Below are 19,737 nucleotides of genomic sequence, written 5' to 3' on the forward strand. Positions count from 1 at the left end.
CTGATTTTTTTCTCTGGCTAAGGGAATATTTTCGTAAATAAAAGCTGAGGCTGCCAGTTAATTGTCGTACAAGGTTTTTTCCGGATTTATACACCCGCAGCACCAACCTGTATCTGTGCTGAGTCAAAATTTATCACACGCGGAAACGCTGTCGAGCTGTACTGACGGTCCGTTTATTACCTGACCAGTCGCGGTCATACTTCATCCCCACTTTGTATCAGCGCTATGTGTCTGAAGTGGATTTTACCGGCTTGCGGCGTGGCGTCATTGTCGAGAATAAATGTCAGATATTGATAATTACCGGCTTTGAGATACTGACCTACCGGTATAACCAACCGTTGCCAGCCGTCCTGTTCACCCAGATCATCAACAAGATGACCGTATGATTGCGAACCACCGAAGCTTAATATCACGCCGGGTCCCTGCTTTAAATTCGTATCCAGGCCTAACGCGGCGATTTCTGCAGTCCCTTCAATTTTAACTGTCGCTACCAGCCGGCTGCCGGCATCGACAGTGAACTGCCCTGCGATTTGTTTCCATGCGTTACCGGATAACGTTAATGTTGAACCATCATCGCTTATAGTCATTCCGCCATTGACGGTGTCATCCTGTTTCGCATCGTAGCTTGCCGGTGCAAACTTATTGAAATTGAGCATTTCCTCAAGTAACACATGGCTGAAAGACAGATAAGGAGCAGCGCCGGTCACCGGGCGGGTTTTTCCAGTGATCAGTGCGCCTGCGAACTTCGAAAAATTAGCAACGGTGAGACCATCAGCTATGTTCAGGGTTTTCGGCGCAGCCTGTTCAGCCAGCGACTGAGCAAAGGCGGTGTTGAGCTTAGTTGAGTCGGCAAAAGGCACAGTTATGTCAGCCTGAAACCGCTCGCTGGCGGTATCCAGATTAAACAGGTAATTACCTGTGAAGAGACTGCGGGTATCGAACTGCTTATCAAGAATGCTGAAGCCGGATACGTCTGTCGCCGGACCGGTGATAATCACATTGTTCACCGCATTTACCCAGAACCCGTCATCACCCTGGACATAGGATGCGGTGATACCGTTTCCTGAAGAATAAACGTAGTTGTTGAACAGGTTAACCTGCCCTTCAGGATTAGATGACACGCCGCCGGCCTTGATAGCTGCCCACATCATACCGCGCTCGTCGCCCATGCTGTGAACGGTGTTATGAAAAATATAAGACGGCCCGCGTCGCACCGGCGCAACACTTATTCCGCCATAACCGTGGGAAAAATCATTGTTGTATACCAGTACGTTGTGCTGACCACCATCCAGTTCGATAATGTCGTCGTTGGCGTAAGCAAACGTATTGTTATATACCGCCGAGTCCCGGATGAAACCGCCATCGCTGTTGAGGTTAAACCGGCTTTCCACCACATCATTAAAGCGCACCTCATCAGTACCGGTGAAGGTATTGTTGCGTAATATGATTTGCCCCTGAAAGGCTTCCTGCGGATGGTTGGCAAAAGCAAGGAAGGCATTGGTGCCTTTGGGGTGGCCGTTACCCCAGTGGTTTGCGCCAAACACCGGGTCGTGCACGTAGCAGTTTTCTACGGTGATCACGCCACTGCGACGCATGAAGAAGGCGGAATCGTAGTTAATCTGCCGGCCCCGGTCGTCATAAGCGATGCCTTTGCGGTACTCTGCCGGGCGTCTTCCCCACTGAGAAATGTCACATCCGTTGACCCAGATATGGTGTGCTTCTTCTGCAAAGAAACCGAGCTGACCGCCCTGCGCTATGGTGATGTCTTCGAAATACACATAACTTTGCGCACCGATGCGGATGGCCGAGAGAGCATCCTCCGGGGCTATGATGGGTGTATTAAGATCGCCTTTAATCATGGCCCATGCACCGGGCGCACCTTCGATACCCAGCGCTTCTACATCCAGCGTGCCGCCCTGATAAATATCTTTCAGATGATATATCTTCTGAGGATCCACCGGCGGCTTGTCAGCCCAGGTATGGAAAGAGTCTGTATACAAACGGGTTCCGGCGTCATCTGTCACACTCAGCTCAATGTCATAGTGTGAAGACGGCCTCAGGTACACTACGGCACCGGATAACGACCCCTTAACAGGGTCAAAGTAAAGCGGGTTAGCATCCAGCCACTGCGTAGTGCCGGTTTCACGGAAACGAAGTGTATTGTCAACATCTGCGGACTGTCCGGGCAGTTCAATCCCCGCTGATTCTATTAATGGCGTGATTGTGAGTTGTTCAGCCAGTGGCTCATCAGCACCGGCGCGGGCACTCAGCACAAAGCCGGTCAGAAAACATAACGTCAGGATACGACACATAATTGCCTCGCAAGTAAGAATAGTCAGGGGAAAACAGAACGTACGAGCAGTACCGGTGACTATGCTACCAGCGGGAAGAGTTATTTACACATTAAACTTGCACAGAAAATAAACAAAAAAACCGCCCGGAGGCGGTTTTCAATTCATACTCACCGGCGATTTATTACCACCAGGTAATGTAGAACGCAGCAGTAACCAGTGTGATTGCAATGGCTGCGATATTGAAGCCGGAGGACGTAGCAAAGCTGACTTCACCCAGTTCAATAGCATTGTCGTGGTTGCCCTTTTTCTCAGACAGAGAAATCAGCACAGCCAGACCCACACACATCAAAAATACAATGCCTACACGGTCAATGAAGGGAACGTCAGGGAAGAACATACGGCCCGCAAGGCTGAAGAAGAACGACCCCAGCGCAGCAACCAGACCACCATTTGCTGTGGTTTTCTTCCAGAACATACCCAGTGCAAACAGGGCAACTATACCCGGCGTGAAGAAGCCGGTGAATTCCTGAATATACTGGAATGCCTGATCAAAGTTACCCAGTAGCGGTTTAGCCACCAGCATAGCAATGATTAACGACACCAGACTGACAATACGGCCCACTTTCACATAGTGATTTTGCGGTTTATCCGGATTTTTAGGCTTGTAGAAATCCATGGTGAAGATGGTAGAGACACTGTTGGTCATTGACGCCAGTGAAGACACGATAGCTGCTACCAGTGCGGCGAAGATTAAACCTTTCAGACCAACCGGCATTAGTGTCATCAGAGACGGGTAAGCCTCATCAGCACGGTTCAGATCCGGCACCAGTATGACCGCAGCAATACCCGGTAACACCACAATCAAAGGCATCAGCAGTTTAAGGAATGCCGCAAACGCGATCCCTTTCTGCGCTTCTTTAACGCTTTTAGCAGCCAGAGTACGCTGGATGATGTACTGGTTAAAGCCCCAGTAAGACAGGTTCATGATCCACATACCGCCAATCAATACAGATATACCCGGCAGGCTCTTATAATGCGGATTATCTTCAGAAAGAATCATATCGAATTTTTCCGGCAGACGGTTTGTGATATCAACAAATCCCTGAATCACACCGTTACCGTCACTGATCAGGTTCAGCGCCGTGTATGACAGGAACAGACCGCCCAGCACTAACAACACTACCTGGATGATATCGGTCATGGCCACAGCCTTCAGGCCGCCGTACAGTGAATAGGCCAGTGAAAACACGCCAAGGAACAACATACCGTACATCATGTCTACGCCGGCGATGGTATTAATAGCCAGCGCACCCAGCCACAATACAGCCGTGAGGTTCACAAATACGTATACTGCCAGCCAGAATACCGCCATTACGACACGCACACGGTGATCATAGCGCTGTTCCAGGAACTGGGGCATGGTGTAAATTTTATGCTTCAGGAAGATTGGCAGGAAGAACTTACCAACAATCAGCAACGTTATGGCTGCCATCCACTCATAAGAAGCTATGGCTAAACCGATGGTATAACCAGAGCCGGACATTCCGATGATTTGTTCAGCGGAAATGTTAGCAGCGATCAATGATGCCCCAATCGCCCACCAGGGCAGGCTTGAGCCAGCAAGGAAGTAATCATTGGTATCCTTCTCATGGCCTTTCTCCTCGCGGGAGACCCACCATGCGATCCCAATAAGCGCGATGACATATATCACAAAGACTGTGATATCCAACGTCTCAATGTTCATATTATTTCCCAACAGAATGTTATTTTTATCAGAATGTCTTATGACAGTCAGGCAAACGCCCCCTGTTCAGCCGAGCAAATGTAAATGTTTTGTTTATACCCGGTTCGCGCATAATAATGTTTATTAACGGCTTCTTCTACCTGGCTCAGCAGATTTTTTGGTACCAGTGCCACGACGCAACCACCGAAGCCGCCGCCGGTCATCCGCACACCGCCCTGCTGTCCGATAACGTCACCGACAATTTCTACCAGCGTATCGATAGGTTTTACCGTGATTTCAAAGTCATCCCGCATGGAGGCATGTGAGGCAGCCATCAACTCACTGACGTCGACGGTGCGATCTTCATTGAGCGCATCAAACATCGCCAGAGTACGGATATTTTCTGTGATGATATGCCGTGCACGGCGGTATACCACTTCTGTCATTTTATCTTTCGCGGCGTCCAGCATGGCCATATCGGCTTCCCGCAGGCTTTTCACACCCAGCGCTTCTGCAGCCGCTTCACACTGCTGACGCCGCACATTGTATTCGCTGTCTACCAGACCGCGTTTCACATTAGAGTTAATGATGACAATGCTGTACTTGTCGGGGATTGGCGTATGCTGAATAGCCAGAGAACGGCAATCAAGTAACATGGCAGAATCTTTCTTGCCCATGGCTGAAATTAACTGGTCCATGATGCCGCATGAGCAACCGACAAAGGTATTTTCCGCCTTCTGGCCGAGTAACGCAGCTTCGACCCCGTTTACGTCGAGGTTGTAAAGTGCCTTGAACATTTTAACAATCGCGACTTCAAATGACGCCGACGAACTTAATCCGGCGCCTTGCGGTACGTTGCCTGTCACCACCACATCAGCCCCTTTTAAATCAGGGTAACGGGTCAGCAGCACCTTACACACACCGCGAATATAGTTCGACCAGGTCGCCTCTTTGACATGCTCAATGTTATCCAGAGAGAAAGTATTACGCTGACCGTCATAATCCAGCGCTACCACATCAATAACACGGTCATTTCTGGGCGAGGCGGTGATCCAGGTACCAAAGTTAATTGCTGCCGGAAATACAAAGCCTTCATTGTAGTCGGTATGTTCGCCTATCAGGTTTACACGGCCGGGGGCCTGTACAGTGACCGCAGGGCTGCTGCCGAAAGCCGCTTCAAAAGCGGAAATAAGTTGAGCGTTATCAGTCATGGCTTCGTGCCTTCTTATAGTGAACTTCCGGTAAATCTTTTAATCGTTGCGCTGCCTGCTCCGGGGTCAGATCCCGCTGGGCTTCAGCCATCATTTCATAACCCACCATGAATTTGCGTACCGATGCAGAACGCAGTAGCGGCGGGAAGAAATGCGCATGCAGTCCCCATTCGCCATGGGCTTTATTATCGAATGGCGCACTGTGCCAGCCCATAGAGTAAGGAAAAGAAGTCTCGAACAGGTTGTCGTAACGGGTGGTAATGTTGCCAATGATTTCAGCAAGGCTATGTTGCTGGCCGGCGGTTAAAGCGAGCAGTGAACTGGCTTCAAAACGGGGTAACAGCAGTGTTTCAAACGGCCACGCTGCCCAGTAGGGTACCACAACAGCCCAGTCATCATTTTTACAAACGACCCGTTCATCAGCCTCTGTTTCGCGCTTCACGTAATCAAGCAATAAACTGGTGCCGTATTTTTCGGTATACGCCGTAAAGCGGGCTTGTTTCTTTTCCGCCAGCGTAGGTAAATGATGCTGTGCCCACACCTGACCATGGGGATGAGGGTTTGAACACCCCATCAGAGCACCTTTGTTTTCAAACACCTGTACCCAGGTGTAATCTGCACCCAGTTCTTCAGTTTGTTTGACCCAGCATTTCACCACGTCAAGACGCTCTGCGTCGCTGAGCTCAGGCAGGGTTTTGCTGTGGTCGGGTGAGAAACAAATAACCCGGCTGCAGCCCTGTTCAGCCTGAAAAGTGAAAAGGGGATCATCGGATGATGCATCCGGCGTATCCTGTTGCAAGGCAGCAAAATCGTTCGTGAATACATAAGTACCGGTATAGGCCGGGTTCAATTCACCGTTCACGCGGGTATTGCCGGGACACAGATAGCAGGTTTCGTCGTATTGCGGACGCTCTTCATTTGAAGGCGGTTCATTCTGGCCCTGCCACGGACGCTTTGCACGGTGGGGAGACACTAACACCCACTCTCCCGTCAGCGGATTAAACCGGCGGTGAGGATGGTCGGTCGGGTCAAATGCTGTTGTCATTGCTTCTCTCATTACTCTGCTACCCTTTTGTGCCCTAAACCCGCACAAATCAGGTAAACGTTTAACCTTTTAAAATAAATATTTCCTGTGTAATCACAAGAAAGAGGATAATTATTGCGTTGAAAAACCGTATTTTATACGCGTTACATGGGCTTCCCCCGGCTCAACCCAGCCAAGCGGAAACGACGGCTGATTAGGCGTATCAGGAAATGCCTGCGGTTCCAGACACAAGGCACCGTCATCGGTAAATGTTGCAGTATCACCGGATGCGCCACTCAATCCATTAGCGCTGTAAAACTGAATGCCCGGCGTGTTAGTCCATAACGTCATCACACGGCCACTGGCTTCATCGACAACCTGCGCTGCAGGCTCATCTTCATCCGCAGGAAAAGTATCGAGCACAAAATTATGGTCGTACCCGCTGCCTGTGCGTATTTGCGCATCATCTGCGCCGATATCCTGACCAACGGGTTTTAATTTCCTGAAATCAAAAGGTGTACCGCTGACTACCTGCAATTCGCCGGTTGGCACAAATTCAGGTCCCACCGGGGTAAATCTGCCGGCATTAATCATCACTTTATGGGCAAGCACATCACCGCTTCCGGCCAGATTGAAGTAGCTGTGACTGGTAAGACTTAACGGCGATTTCGCCGTACTGTTTACTGTCATCGTCAGCAGCACTTCGTTGTCATTATTCAGCGCATAGACAGCTTCAATGTGCCGCGTGCCCGGAAAGCCACCTTCCCCGTCAGCGCAATCCAGCGACAGGGTTAACGTAGCAACCGTATCGTTGCTGTGAGTGGCAGCCTGCCAGAACTTTTTGTTAATACCGGCGCTGGCGCTGTGTAAATTATTTGTGCCTGAATTCTGCTCCAGTTCGTACACCGTGTCGCCAATAGCAAAACGGCCGTTTGCAATGCGGTTAGCGTAAGGCCCGACGAGTGCCCCTAAAAAAGCGCCATCTTTAACGTAGTCGTCAATGCTTTCAAAACCGGCGACAACATTTGCGAAGTTACCGTCTCTGTCCGGCGCCAGAATAGCCGTGACAATGCCGCCATAGTTGGTGATCTTCACGGTCATTCCGTTGGCATTTGTCAGGGTAAACAAGCTGACGGGTTTGTCATTTACTTGTCCGAACGGGGCTTGAGTTATCTTTGGCAAAATCACATTCTCTGAAAATCGTTTCTGTAAGCCCTACTGTGCCTGAAATCCGGTCATTCACACAACGCTTACGTTAAATATTAACACATACGCAACAAATAGGGTATACGTTTTCCCTCTTTTTGAAAAGGCTCTGTTAAAGGATTTTTGCCTTTGTGAAAGCATTCGTCAGGATTTTTTTAATGCAATCGGTTGAAATATTCATAAGATAGACGGCAAATAAATGAAAACATTTACCCTTAATCCGGTGAGCTAAGCGTGATTTAGTAGAACAATTCCGCTGGGCAAACCTGTACAAGGGCCGCACTGGCTACACAATGGCAACTATAAAAGATATCGCTACCGCCGCGGGCGTGTCGCTGGCAACTGTGTCACGGGTTATCAATAACGGCCCCAAAGTAGGCGACGCCACACGGGAACGTGTGAAAAAAATCATGGAAGAAATGGGCTACCGGCCGAATGCCAATGCCCGCGCACTGGTAACAAAGCGCAGTGCATCTTTGGGCGTTGTGATCCCCGAATTTCATGATCCCTTCTTCGCCACCCTGGCTCATGGTATAGAAACCGTTACCCGTAAACAGGAAGTCCAGATCCTGCTCAGTGCCGGTTCTATTGAGCAGGCGACAGAGCGCAGGGCAATTGAAACTCTGCTGGAGCACCGGGTTGAAGCCATGGTGGTGCACAGCAAAGCGTTACCGGACGAAGAGATTATTCAGTTTGCGTCTCAGATCCCGGGGTTCATGCTGATAAACCGGTATATTCCTGAAATCGCCAACCGCTGCGTCTGGCTGGATAACGAAGCCGGCGGGCAGATCATGGCTGAACACATGATAAAACAGGGTCATAGCAAACTGGCAGTAATTTCAAGCCGTTATCAAATTGCTGACCCCGCCATGCGCTTACAGGGAATACGCAATGCGATGGCAGAATTCGGCCTTTCTGTTCCCGACAGTCATATTGAATATGGTACGCCGGACCAGGAAGGGGGCGAGCAGGCTGTACAGAATTTGCTGGCAAGGGGGATCGAGTTTACCGGTATAATGGCCTACAACGACGCCATGGCTTCCGGCGCGATGTCTATGTTGCAGGATCACAACCTGGAGATTCCCGGGCAGGTGTCTGTGATCGGATATGATGACGTTCTGCTGGCAAAATACTGTCGCCCGAAACTTACCACTCTGCGCTACCCGATAGAAATGATGGCAGCCCGCGCCGCCGAACTGGCTTTGGGCTATGCCAGCGGGAATACAACAACATCAGAAGACACTTACAAGTACACCCCGACTATTGTTAAACGGGAATCAGTGGGACGCCCGCCTTCAAGGTAAAGATCAGTCAAAATAGGTAAAGTCGCTCGAAGGCTGCTGAAAAGGGTGAAATGATAACTCCGACAGTCACCGGATTGTGGCTGTCAGGGAAAACCTGAAGCCCTGTAACCCCATTACCAGCGTTTTCATGGTTTCCTGCTCTCTTTTGCGAGAATACCTCGGGCGCTTCATGCGCCCTTTTTTTGTGGCCTTTTGTTTTTTATCCGATTCCCTGACATTATGTGCTCCTGACAGCACGCGGGAAAACATCAGGAGCATTCATGGCAGAATTTGAGGAAGTCACACAGGCAGCAACAGAAGAACGTCTGGCATCACGGGGAGAAAGGTTTGCTGCGGCTGTCATTGATATAGTGATTTCGATACTCGCATCCCTTCCGTTTTTCTTCTACACAGGCCTTGAAGCCCTCGAAAACCCCGATATGACATTAGTGGTCACCGGCCTTGTTTACAGCATTCTGATTTATATCCTGATTAACGGATACCTGTTGTTTCATTTCGGTCAAACGGTAGGAAAGCGCTTTTTGAATATAAGGATAGAAGATTTACAGGACCGTCAGGCAGGTTTAGGCCGTATTCTGCTGATGCGGTTCCTGCCGGTTCAGGTTGTCACCAACATGCCTTTTATTGGCGGCATACTTGGCCTTATCAACATTGCATTTATCTTCAGGAAAGACCATCGCTGTGTTCATGATCATATTGCCGGCACCCGAGTATGCCGTGTACCGGATGAACTCAGGGTTTAATTGATCCTGCGCATATCAGGGTCTGTTCAGACAGGCACGTGCGGAGTAAGCTGAGAACTCTTTCATTCTCACACGGAATAAGTCTGTGTTTGCACTGGACGCATCCCTTCATGCCTGGTTTGTATTCGGACTGATAGCCCTGGCTGCAGCAGCCATGCTCAGCAATAAAGTGCGCTACGATTTTATTGCCATCGGGGTCATTTCAGCCCTCACCCTAAGCGGCATCATGTCTGCCCGCGAGGCGGTATCCGGCTTCGGCAACAGCGTGGTTGTACTGATTGCCGGTCTGCTGGTCATCGGTGAAATGCTGGATAAAACCGGCGTAGCCAGTATCACCGGCGACATCATTCAGTCTGCCGGCAAGAAGAGCAAACACGGCCTGCTGGCCATTATTATGCTTGCCAGCGCCTTTCTGAGTGCCATCATGAGCTCCACTGCGGTGGTGGCGATTTTCATTCCTGTCATTCTCGGTATTGCAAAACGCAATCAACTGCCTGCGTCGTCACTGTTGCTTCCCATGTCATTCGCCGCACTGGTGTCTGGAATGCTCACACTGATTGCCACGCCGCCAAATCTGGTGATCAGCGCGAGACTCAGTGAGTCCGGCTACGCGCCTTTAGGGTTCTTTTCCTTCTCGTTACCCGGCCTCCTCATTCTTGCTGCCACCATTATTTTTGTCGTTTTTGCAGGCCGCAAATTACTGCCACAGAACGATGCCGCGCAGGTTCCGAATATCTATCACCGGAAACTGGCGCATCTGATGGAAGATTACCGCAGCGACCGTGAGATCACTGATGTGATGATAAGCGCCCGAAGCTCACTGAACGGCGTGACTGTCGGGATGAGCGAACTCTATACCGGTTACGGCATCCGCATTATCGGCATTGCCCGCCATCAAAACGGACAACATCAGTATTTCACGGCGCCTCACGCCGGTTTTGTGTTATCGGAAAAAGATATTCTTCATCTTTCAGGCGATCCGGAGCAACTTCACACGGCCTGTACTTCACTTCAGCTAAAGCCAGTAACACTGTCTGCAACGCAGAAACAACAGGAAAACTGGGAGCTTGGTGCAACAGCAGTGCTTATTCACCCGAATTCCAGGCTGGCAGGAAAAACAATTAAGGATGTGCGGTTCCGCGACAGGTATCACCTGGATGTCATTGGCCTTCGCCGCAATCAGCAAGCCATACCGGCTGCAGAAGATGTGCGGCTGGCCCCGTCTGACAGCCTGCTGGTGACCGGCGCCTGGAAAAACATTAAAGCGCTGAAAGATCAGAACCACGACTTCGTTGTCCTTGAACGGGCCTCAGAAGGAGATGACGTTGCACCGGCTTATAAGAAAATGCCGCTGGCACTCATAATTGTTGCCGTGATGGTGTTGATTTCGTTGTTCGATGTCATGCCACTGGTCATCGCCGTTCTGATGCTGGTAGCGGTGGCGGTTACAGGGCGGTGCTTATCTGCTGAAGAGGCTTACAGAGCGATACACTGGCAGTCACTGGTACTGATTGCCGGCATGCTTCCCCTTGCCACAGCCCTGGACACCAGCGGCGGGACGCAAATAATCGTCGGTATGTTGATGACACTGGCGGGAGGAAAAGATCCGCAAGTTCTCCTGGTGCTGCTGTTTTTTATTACCGTAGTACTCACCAACTTTCTTTCTAATACCGCATCAGCGGTACTGATGGCCCCGATTGCCATCACCGCTGCAGAGCAGGCAGGAGTATCTCCTTATCCGCTGGCAGTGACGGTATTGTTTGCTGCCTCCGCAGCATTTCTAACCCCTGTGGCCTCGCCGGTGGTCACGCTGGTGGTAGAGCCGGGCCGTTACCGTTTCATCGATTTCATTAAGCTGGGCACACCGCTTCTTCTGATAGTTTTCGCAGTCACATACTGGTTTGTCCCCCTGGTGTTTCCCTGGCAGGGTAACGGTCCCCTTTAATCCTTTGCATTGCCGTAACGGTCGTAAATGCCGTGAATTGCGAACACAACAGGCGTTAAAGTAGGGTTCTCAACCCGCTTCCGCTACACAGGAACAACAATGAAAAATAAAACCCTGCTGGCACTGCTCACCGGTGCCTGTTTCGCGCTTCCTCTGCAAAGTCAGGCAGTCACTGACGATCAGAAAGTCATTCTGGATTTATTACAAACCAACGCAAGACAGGACAATCTGTCTTATCAGATCATCGAATCTCTGACCACAGAAGTCGGCCCCAGGCTTGCCGGGACACCCGGTTCTGAAAAGGCTGTCGCGTGGGCTCAGGACACCATGAAGCGCCTGGGTTTCGATAAAGTATGGATTGAAGAAAGTAAGGTTCCGCTGTGGACCCGCGGCGATTTAACCGCGTCAATTTCAGCCCCTTACCCGCATAAAGTCACAGCGCTGGCACTTGGCGGCAGTGTGGGAACAGACGGTAAACCCCTCGAAGCTGAAGTTGTCCGGTTTGCTACGCTGGACGCACTGAAAGCCGCTAAACCCGGTTCTCTTGATGGCAAAATAGCCTATGTGGCATACCGCATGGAACGTCACAAAGACGGACACGGCTACGGTAAAGCCGTTGGCGCCAGAGTAGCCGGTGCTTCAATTGCTGCTGAAAAAGGCGCTGTAGCATTTCTGTTACGCTCAGTAGGCACCGATGACAACCGTCTTGCTCACACCGGGGTGATGCAATACGAAGAAAACATTAAACGCATTCCTGCTGTGGCGATTTCAAATCCCGACGCAGATCTACTGGATAACATGCTGTCCCGTGATGAGCCGGTCATGTTTTCCCTCAATACGTCTGCCAGCGGACCTACGGGCCGCGTAGCGACCATCGCCAATGTTATCGGCGATGTGACCGGCAGTGAACACCCGGAAGAAGTTGTCACGCTGGGAGCACACCTGGACAGCTGGGATGTGGGTACCGGAGCCATTGATGACGGTATCGGCATCGGTATTACGCTGGCGACAGGTCACTATATTGCTGAGTTACCACAGCGTCCGGCCCGCACTGTACGGGTAATTCTGTTTGCTGCTGAAGAAATCGGACTCTACGGAGCCAAAGATTATGTTGTACAGCATAAGAATGATATGGATAAGCACGTCATTGGCGCAGAGTGGGATTTTGGTAACGGCGCTATTTACGAACTGACTCCGGGCGTTGGCACACAGGCACTGTCTGAAGTGCGCGACTTTGCTGAATACCTTGCACCTTACGGTGTGGGAATGTCAGACAAAAACGACGCTAAGGGCCAGTCAGACATGAGTGCACTGGGCGAAGCCGGTCAGCCGGCGATTAACTTCTCTCCGGACGGCAGTGATTATTTCGACTACCACCACACTGAGAACGATACGCTGGATAAAGTTGAGCCGGAAGCACTGAAGGTAAATACCGGGATCTTCAGCGCCTTCGCATTCTGGGCTGCAACCTCAGAAACCAACTTCAGAAAATAGCCTGAAACGAAAAAGAGCGGCCATGCCGCTCTTTTGCCTGTTGCGCCGCGTAGTCTTTATCTGCCGGACTTCAGCGAGCGCACGAACATCCGGTACTGCCCTTTCACATCGGGATATGTCATAGACTTGTTGTGCTTACCGCCCGGTACAACGTAAATCCACTTATCTGTGCTGGGTGACACTTCATACAACTCCCGGCTGAACGTGATCGGCGTAGTCCGGTCTTTGTCTCCTACCACCAGGAAAAGCGGCTTATCAAACTGACGGATAAAATCATCGTTTTCGATAATCGCCAGTTCCGGAGACACTTTTAGAAAGGTGAATGTTTTAGTCCAGTCCGGTACCATGTTCTGTACAACATCATTCACTTTGTTAATCGCACTGTCGAGTACCAGACCGTCGATGTCCCGCTTCACAGCTACATAGCTGGCAAAAATAGTCCCCATGGAAATGCCGTGTACCACCGTGGGTAAATCATTGGCGAACACTTCTTTGGCATAATCGTATACCAGCAGAGAATCCCGTTTGAGATTATACATTCTTGCTCTTTTGGCCTTATCGCTGGCCCCCATGCCCTGATAATCCACCCACAACACATTCGCCGGCAGCTTTCCGAATTCGTGCAACAGCGCAGAATTTTTACTGATGGTCATGCCATTGTCGGCAAACAACACAACGTTAACGATAGGGTCCGGATACGCCACAGCCACACCTTTAAGTGTCAGCTCTTCACCATTCACGATTTCTACCGTGGTAATGGTCATCGCCGCTTCATCTTTATTCACAGCCTGACTCAGTGCAGTGGTATCAAGGCCGGACGCGGAGGCATCCTGATGCAGGAAACTGGAGGAACTGACATCAATAGCACAGCCCGAAAGCTGAAAGACACATGCCAGCAAAAGAAAATTACGAACCAATCTGAACACTTAACTATACGCTCATTTAACTATCAGGGACATTACAACAGGATACATTACAGTAATCCGCTACCGCCGCAAAGTAATCAGGATACGGTAGCAACGGAAATCAGGATTAATACAGGAACACCTGAAACATCAGGCGTATTTGGCCAGCAGCGCCCGCGCGGCCGACGTATCAAATGCTTTGGTGATTTTCAGATAAACTGCACTTTCTTCACGGGAAGCCACCACTTCATGGACACCTTCCAGTTTATGCAGTTCAGTTTCCAGTACTGCAGGATCGACCTTATCGAATGATACCTGCATGGAAAGCCGCTTTAGCTTCATCACTTCTTTCAGGCCAAACAATATGACCATCCAGACACACGCACCGGTGGCGCCTGCGAGGTAAGCGGTTTTAGGTGTCCAGATGTCAGTCACGACGCCGGACAAGACACCGCCCAGGAACGCTCCGAAGAACTGAAAGCTGGCATAAATGCCCATTGCACTGCCCTTCTGCCCGGCCGGAGCAATAGTAGAGACCAGTGCCGGCAGGCTGGCTTCAAGATAGTTAAAACCGGTAAAAAACAGGATGACCGCTGCAAACACGACCCACATGTGGTGGTCCTGCATATTCAGCATCAGAAAAGCGGTCATCATCAACGCTGCAGCGGTAATCACCACGGATTTCGGCGTTTGCCCGCGGCTGATCCCCATCAGCACTATCAGACCGATAATCGAAACTGCCAATACCGGTAAATAAATCGTCCAGTGGCTCTCCAGTGTCATATCAAACTGAGTCAGAGTAACAGGCAACTGAACAAACAACAGAGTTATCATCATATGCAGCGCCATCACGCTGACATTCAGTCGCCAGAGCTGGGGTGAAACAAACAGAGATTTGATTTCAGACACATGCGGAAGGGTATCTCCGCTGGCGCTGATACTGACATCAGGCACCACCCATTTGACCAGCGGCATACAACAAATAGCAAGCACACCGGTGACACCAAATACGCCGGACAGTCCCCAGTTCTGAGCAATTAAGGGACCTACAAGCACCGCAAGATAGAATGAGAAGCCAATGGCAATACCAATGACGGCCATGACTTTGGCACGCTGGGTTTCCCGGCTCACATCAGTGGCCAGCGCCATAATTGCGCCGGCAATAGCACCCGCCCCCTGCAGGATACGTCCTGCGATCATCATCACCATACTGTCGGCTGATGCGGCGATGAAAGAGCCGGCGGCAAAAATACACAGTCCGAGCAGAATAACCGGTTTGCGGCCCCAACGGTCTGACATCATGCCCATGGGAATTTGCAGCGCTGCCTGAGTCAGTCCGTAACCACCTATCGCTAAACCCACCAGCAAAGGTGAATAATCAGGGTAATCCATCGCCGCCACGGCCAGCACGGGCATGACCATAAACAGCCCCATCATGCGCAATACATATACCAGCGCCAGTGCCAATGCGGCGCGAACTTCAAGTGCGTTCAAGTGTGTTCCCGTGCTTCTCTTTCTCAGGCCGCGAAGTGTAACACAAAACCAACATTCGCCCAGTGTCTGATAATGCTCCGGGTGTGATCCGACTAATAACTTAAACGTAGTTAATGATTAATTTTCGTGCCCGTTGTGGCATACTTTCTCTTTTGGCAATTCTCAGGCTTCAATGGATAAAATCGAAATTCGCGGTGCCCGCACCCACAACCTCAAAAACATCGATTTAACCCTTCCCAGAGACAAACTTGTTGTGATTACGGGTCTGTCTGGCTCCGGTAAATCCTCATTAGCATTCGACACACTGTACGCTGAAGGTCAGCGCCGTTATGTTGAATCATTGTCGGCGTATGCCCGTCAGTTTTTATCAATGATGGAAAAACCGGACGTAGATCACATCGAAGGGTTGTCACCGGCCATTTCCATTGAACAAAAGTCGACGTCGCACAACCCCCGCTCAACCGTTGGTACCATTACAGAAATTTATGATTACTTACGTTTAATGTTTGCGCGGGTCGGTACACCACGTTGTCCTGACCACGATGTACCGCTGGACGCCCAGACTATCAGTCAGATGGTAGATAAAGTGCTGTCTATGCCTGAAGGTACCAAGCTGATGCTGCTGGCACCGGTTATTCAGGAGCGGAAAGGTGAGCACGTCAAAACATTGCAGAATCTTGCTGCGCAAGGCTTTATCCGGGCCCGCATCGACGGCGAAGTGTGTGATTTATCCGATCCACCCGAACTGGATTTGCGCAAAAAGCACACCATTGAAGTGGTGGTCGACCGGTTTAAAGTGCGGGACGATTTGCAACTTCGTCTGGCAGAGTCCTTTGAGACAGCACTGGAACTGGCTGGCGGAAATGCCAAAGTCGCTTACATGGATGAGCCGGACGCGGACGAAATCATGTTCTCCGCAAATTTTGCCTGTCCTCATTGTGGTTACAGTTTAAGTGAACTGGAGCCACGGTTGTTCTCATTTAACAACCCTGCCGGTGCCTGCCCCACTTGTGACGGACTGGGAACAAGACAGTTCTTCGATCCGGTTCTGGTGGTCTCGAATGACGAGCTGAGTTTATCCGGCGGCGCGATCCGTGGCTGGGATAAACGAAGCTACTACTACTTTCAAATGCTGCAAGCTGTAGCCGATGCTTACAAATTCAGCCTTACAGCGCCTTTCCGCGAGCTTTCTGACGAGGCACGTGATGTGGTGCTGTACGGTTCAAAGGGTAAGTCGCTGAACTTCAAGTACATTAACGAGCGCGGCGATGTGATGGAGCGCAAGCATCCGTTCGAAGGCATCATTCCGAATATGGAACGTCGCTACCGCGAAACTGAGTCCAATGCAGTCAGGGAAGAACTGGCTAAAAACCTGAGTCAGCAACCCTGTAACAGCTGCGGCGGAACACGACTGCGTACGGAAGCGCGAAACGTATTTATTGAAGGCACCAATCTGCCGAAAATCGCAGATATGTCTATCGCCGACGCCTTTAATTTCTTCGAAACACTGAGCCTGAGCGGGCAAAGAGCGCAGATTGCCGAGAAGATTTTAAAAGAAATTCTCGACCGCCTGGGCTTCCTGGTTAACGTAGGTCTGAATTATCTGTCTATGTCCCGCAGTGCCGATACCCTTTCAGGCGGTGAAGCCCAGCGTATCCGTCTGGCCAGCCAGATTGGTGCCGGGCTTGTCGGCGTTATGTACGTACTCGATGAACCTTCCATCGGTCTGCACCAACGTGATAACGAACGCCTGCTGAAAACGCTCACGCACCTACGGGATTTAGGTAACACCGTATTAGTGGTCGAGCACGATGAAGATGCTATCCGCGAGGCGGATTACATTGTTGATATCGGCCCCGGCGCCGGTGTTCATGGTGGTCAGGTCATTGCTGCCGGCACCATGCAGGACATTCTTGACAGTGAAGACTCACTTACCGGCAAATATCTGTCTGGTCGTGAGAAAATTGAAGTACCGGAAAAGCGCAACAGTGCGAAAGATGATAAATGGTTAACGCTGACAGGTGCCTCAGGCAACAACCTGAAAGATGTAACCCTGAAGATCCCGGTTGGCGTAATGACCTGCGTTACCGGCGTATCGGGCTCAGGCAAATCGACGCTGATTAACGATACCTTCTTTAAAATTGCGCACCGCGAACTGAATAAAGCCATCACATCTGAGCCGGCTCCTTACAAAACCATGGAAGGGCTGGAAATGATGGATAAAGTGGTCGACATCGATCAGAGCCCGATTGGCCGTACGCCCCGGTCGAATCCGGCCACTTACGCAGGCATTTTTACATCCATCCGTGAATTATTTGCCGGAACGCAGGAAGCCCGTTCACGGGGTTACAAAGTGGGCCGCTTCAGCTTTAACGTAAAAGGTGGCCGCTGTGAAGCCTGTCAGGGCGACGGTGTCATTAAGGTAGAAATGCACTTCCTGCCAGACGTATATGTGCCATGTGATGTGTGTAAAGGTAAACGGTACAACCGTGAAACGCTGGAAATTCAGTACAAAGCAAAGAACATTCACGAAGTGCTGGAAATGACGGTGGAAGAGGCCAGAGAGTTCTTTGACGCCATTCCTGCCATAGCCCGTAAGCTGCAAACACTGATTGATGTGGGCTTGTCATACGTACGTTTAGGCCAGGCTGCAACAACGCTGTCCGGTGGTGAAGCGCAACGGGTGAAACTGGCAAAAGAATTGTCGAAGCGGGACACCGGCCAGACACTTTACATTCTGGATGAACCGACTACCGGTCTGCATTTCCATGATATTAAACAGTTGCTGGCTGTACTGCACCGCCTGAGAGATCATGGCAACACTGTCGTGGTCATTGAGCACAACCTGGATGTTATCAAAACCGCTGACTGGCTTGTCGATCTTGGCCCCGAAGGCGGTTCAGGGGGCGGTCAGATAATCGCAGAAGGTACACCGGAAGACATTGCTAAAGCGAAGCAGTCTCATACCGGCCGGTTCCTGAAGCCGATGCTGTAAAAAACAGCTTCTCTGAAAAGCGGCGTGATCCGTTAAGGACACGCCGCTTTTTTGTATCTTTCGTCTATCAGGCATCAGCCATCGCTGAACGGCACTTTCCCCTTCAGGGATCCATGCGATAATAGTATCTGTATCCTGAAATGCTGCCTCCGGCGACACAGTAATAACGACAAGAGTGAACTATGGCTTTATCACACAAAATCACCGCAATGCTAACTTTGATCATCTCAGTCATGGCAATACCAGCACAGGCAAACGAACCTGAAGAGGTTTACTGGGAAGATTTGGTCCCGCCGGGCTTTAACGAACTCGCTCCGCCGCCGGTTGCCAGCCACGAAAGTACCATGGCACAATTGCAGCCTGATGCGCCAGTGGTTGAAAAGTACAATGATAAGCTGGTTAAAATACCGGGGTTTGTGGTGCCGCTGGAAGGTACTGACGAACTGACCACAGAATTTTTACTGGTTCCCTATTTCGGCGCATGTATTCACGTTCCACCACCGGCATCCAACCAAATCGTGCATGTGACCTTTGAAAAGGGCGTCGCCATCGAAGATTTATACGACGCCATCTGGGTAACCGGCACCCTGTCTACCGAAGGCTGGAAAGGCGATATCGCCTCAGTGGGCTACCGTATGACCGGTGTTTCCGTCACCGCGTACTGATCCGCCAGCATAATACGCAGAAATTACTGCGTATAAATTTGTTCAGCGCGGTTGAACAGCATCCATGAAGTGAGGATGTACTTATCATTACTCACCGGAATATTGCCCCGGTGAGTATGGGTAAAGTGAGCAGGTGCAATCACCATTCTGCCCGCTTTCGGCTTGATACTTTTTCTCTGATAGTAAAAATCCGTTTCCCCGCCTTCTTCTACATCATTTAAGTAAAACATAAACAGCATAACGCGGTGCAGGGCATCATTGTGTTGAAGTTGCGGATAGACTTCTGAATGCCAGTACGGGTACCCCCCTTCTGCGGCTTTATAACGCTGGGTATTGATATCTCCGATCCTGAACAAATAATTCACCATATTGGCCAGATTCGGGCGCCCCACTTCCGCATAGTTGTCGCCGGTAAGCTTCACCGGTTGCCCGGTTTGCGGATGTCTCACTGTCAGGCCAATGGGCCCTACCAGCGCAAAGAAATACTCATCAATATACTTTAACAGTTCATTTCCCGTCTTCGTCATTACCTCTTTGTGAAAGGGTTGGAATACAGGATCCTGAGTGAAGGAAACATCTGTGCTGCGCTTTTTGTCAGTATCAATCCCTCCGCCGGTTTTGCCGGGAGCAAGGTTAGCGCTGCCATCAAATGCGGCGATGATATCTTTACATAGCTCCGGTGACAGGACGTCGTCTGTTACCGTAATAAAATCTGTGTCTTTTCCGTACATCGA

At 50.5% G+C, this 19,737-nt stretch carries 14 protein-coding genes; 6 read left to right on the forward strand and 8 right to left on the reverse strand.

Annotated features, from left to right (window positions below):
• Window positions 1-194 precede the first annotated feature (194 nt).
• The 5 genes from ACXAG2_RS03380 to ACXAG2_RS03400 form a co-directional block, all read right to left on the reverse strand.
• Window positions 195-2,312, reverse strand: a complete 2,118-nt coding sequence (locus tag ACXAG2_RS03380; RefSeq protein ID WP_474864560.1) for a right-handed parallel beta-helix repeat-containing protein — start codon at window positions 2,310-2,312, stop codon at window positions 195-197.
• Between the two features lie 163 nt (window positions 2,313-2,475).
• Complete coding sequence (locus tag ACXAG2_RS03385; RefSeq protein ID WP_119502886.1) at window positions 2,476-4,038, reverse strand: sodium/sugar symporter; 1,563 nt, start codon at window positions 4,036-4,038, stop codon at window positions 2,476-2,478.
• A gap of 47 nt (window positions 4,039-4,085) precedes the next feature.
• The gene (gene galK / locus ACXAG2_RS03390) at window positions 4,086-5,228 is read right to left on the reverse strand and encodes a galactokinase (protein ID WP_474864562.1); all 1,143 of its coding nucleotides are present in this window, start codon (window positions 5,226-5,228) and stop codon (window positions 4,086-4,088) included.
• Window positions 5,221-6,273, reverse strand: coding sequence for a UDP-glucose--hexose-1-phosphate uridylyltransferase (locus ACXAG2_RS03395; RefSeq protein ID WP_474864564.1), 1,053 nt, complete (start codon window positions 6,271-6,273; stop codon window positions 5,221-5,223). Before ACXAG2_RS03395 ends, galK begins: the two co-directional genes overlap by 8 nt.
• A 111-nt stretch (window positions 6,274-6,384) precedes the next feature.
• Complete coding sequence (locus ACXAG2_RS03400; protein WP_474864566.1) at window positions 6,385-7,440, reverse strand: aldose epimerase family protein; 1,056 nt, start codon at window positions 7,438-7,440, stop codon at window positions 6,385-6,387.
• A 311-nt stretch (window positions 7,441-7,751) separates the two neighbouring features.
• Here ACXAG2_RS03400 and ACXAG2_RS03405 point away from each other — a divergent pair, with 311 nt between their 5' ends.
• The 4 genes from ACXAG2_RS03405 to ACXAG2_RS03420 all read left to right on the forward strand — a co-directional run bounded on the left by ACXAG2_RS03405 (window position 7,752) and on the right by ACXAG2_RS03420 (window position 12,944).
• Window positions 7,752-8,762 carry a LacI family DNA-binding transcriptional regulator gene (locus tag ACXAG2_RS03405; protein ID WP_303572168.1) on the forward strand — a complete coding sequence of 337 codons (1,011 nt, stop codon included), beginning with the start codon at window positions 7,752-7,754 and terminating at the stop codon, window positions 8,760-8,762.
• Window positions 8,763-9,022: 260 nt separating this feature from the next.
• Window positions 9,023-9,505, forward strand: a complete 483-nt coding sequence (locus tag ACXAG2_RS03410) for an RDD family protein (RefSeq protein WP_474864568.1) — start codon at window positions 9,023-9,025, stop codon at window positions 9,503-9,505.
• Between the two features lie 85 nt (window positions 9,506-9,590).
• Complete coding sequence (locus ACXAG2_RS03415; RefSeq protein WP_474864570.1) at window positions 9,591-11,450, forward strand: SLC13 family permease; 1,860 nt, start codon at window positions 9,591-9,593, stop codon at window positions 11,448-11,450.
• 99 nt (window positions 11,451-11,549) lie between these two features.
• A complete protein-coding gene (locus tag ACXAG2_RS03420; protein WP_474864571.1) occupies window positions 11,550-12,944 on the forward strand; it encodes a M28 family peptidase in 1,395 nt (464 codons plus the stop codon).
• A 56-nt stretch (window positions 12,945-13,000) separates the two neighbouring features.
• Here the strand turns inward: ACXAG2_RS03420 and ACXAG2_RS03425 are convergent, their stop codons facing one another.
• Both ACXAG2_RS03425 and ACXAG2_RS03430 read right to left on the reverse strand, forming a co-directional pair.
• A complete protein-coding gene (locus tag ACXAG2_RS03425; RefSeq protein WP_474864573.1) occupies window positions 13,001-13,870 on the reverse strand; it encodes an alpha/beta hydrolase in 870 nt (289 codons plus the stop codon).
• Between the two features lie 129 nt (window positions 13,871-13,999).
• Window positions 14,000-15,343, reverse strand: a complete 1,344-nt coding sequence (locus ACXAG2_RS03430) for an MFS transporter (protein ID WP_474864575.1) — start codon at window positions 15,341-15,343, stop codon at window positions 14,000-14,002.
• 172 nt (window positions 15,344-15,515) lie between these two features.
• Here ACXAG2_RS03430 and uvrA point away from each other — a divergent pair, with 172 nt between their 5' ends.
• Together uvrA and ACXAG2_RS03440 are read left to right on the forward strand one after the other, a co-directional pair.
• Window positions 15,516-18,338 (forward strand): excinuclease ABC subunit UvrA, encoded by a 2,823-nt coding sequence (uvrA, locus tag ACXAG2_RS03435; protein ID WP_474864577.1) that lies wholly within the window; start codon window positions 15,516-15,518, stop codon window positions 18,336-18,338.
• Between the two features lie 209 nt (window positions 18,339-18,547).
• Entirely contained in the window at window positions 18,548-19,003 is a 456-nt protein-coding gene (locus ACXAG2_RS03440) for a DUF3299 domain-containing protein (RefSeq protein WP_474864984.1), read from the forward strand.
• 23 nt (window positions 19,004-19,026) lie between these two features.
• Here ACXAG2_RS03440 and ACXAG2_RS03445 read toward each other — a convergent pair whose 3' ends face one another.
• Window positions 19,027-19,734, reverse strand: coding sequence for a 2OG-Fe(II) oxygenase (locus ACXAG2_RS03445; RefSeq protein ID WP_474864579.1), 708 nt, complete (start codon window positions 19,732-19,734; stop codon window positions 19,027-19,029).
• Between the last annotated feature and the right edge of the window lie 3 nt (window positions 19,735-19,737).

It is taken from the genome of Alteromonas sp. ABH4_456 (genome assembly GCF_056160645.1).